The sequence below is a fragment of the Arthrobacter sp. ZGTC212 genome (genome assembly GCF_002929255.1).
In the GTDB taxonomy this organism is placed as follows: domain Bacteria; phylum Actinomycetota; class Actinomycetes; order Actinomycetales; family Micrococcaceae; genus Arthrobacter_B; species Arthrobacter_B sunyaminii.
Genome location: NZ_PJIJ01000065.1, coordinates 1 through 560 on the forward strand (window position 1 = coordinate 1; position 560 = coordinate 560).

Here is a 560-nt window from a genome sequence, read left to right on the forward strand (position 1 = left end):
GTCCGCGTTCTACGCCCCGTCCCTGATCGGCGCGTCAGTCTCCATCGCGATCGTCTGGAAGGCCATGTTCGGCGATTCCGGACCGGTGGACCAGGGCCTGTCGCTCTTCGGCATCAACATCGGCGGCTGGGTGGGCAACCCGTCCATGACCATGCCGATGTTCATCCTGCTGACCGTCTGGCAGTTCGGCGCCCCGATGGTGATCTTCCTCGCCGGCCTCAAGCAGATCCCGGCGGACCTCTACGAGGCCGCGTCCATGGACGGTGCCGGCCCGGTACGGAAGTTCTTCAACATCACCTGGCCCATGCTATCCCCGGTGGTCTTCTTCAACCTGCTAATGGAAACCATCCACGCATTCCAGATCTTCAGCTCCGCCTACATCATCTCCAACGGTGAAGGCGGCCCTGCCGGATCCACCCTCTTCTACACCCTCTACCTGTACCTGCGGGGCTTCAGCGACTTCCGGATGGGCTACGCCTCGGCCATGGCCTGGCTCCTGGTGATCGTCGTGGGCATCATCACCCTGATCTTCTTCCGCACCTCCAAGTCCTGGGTCCACT

General features: G+C 62.5%; 1 protein-coding gene. It reads left to right on the plus strand.

Features of this window, described 5'->3' with window-relative positions; translation table 11 throughout:
• Positions 1–560: carbohydrate ABC transporter permease (locus CXQ89_RS17885; RefSeq protein ID WP_146067311.1), on the plus strand; the 560-nt coding region annotated here is incomplete at both ends.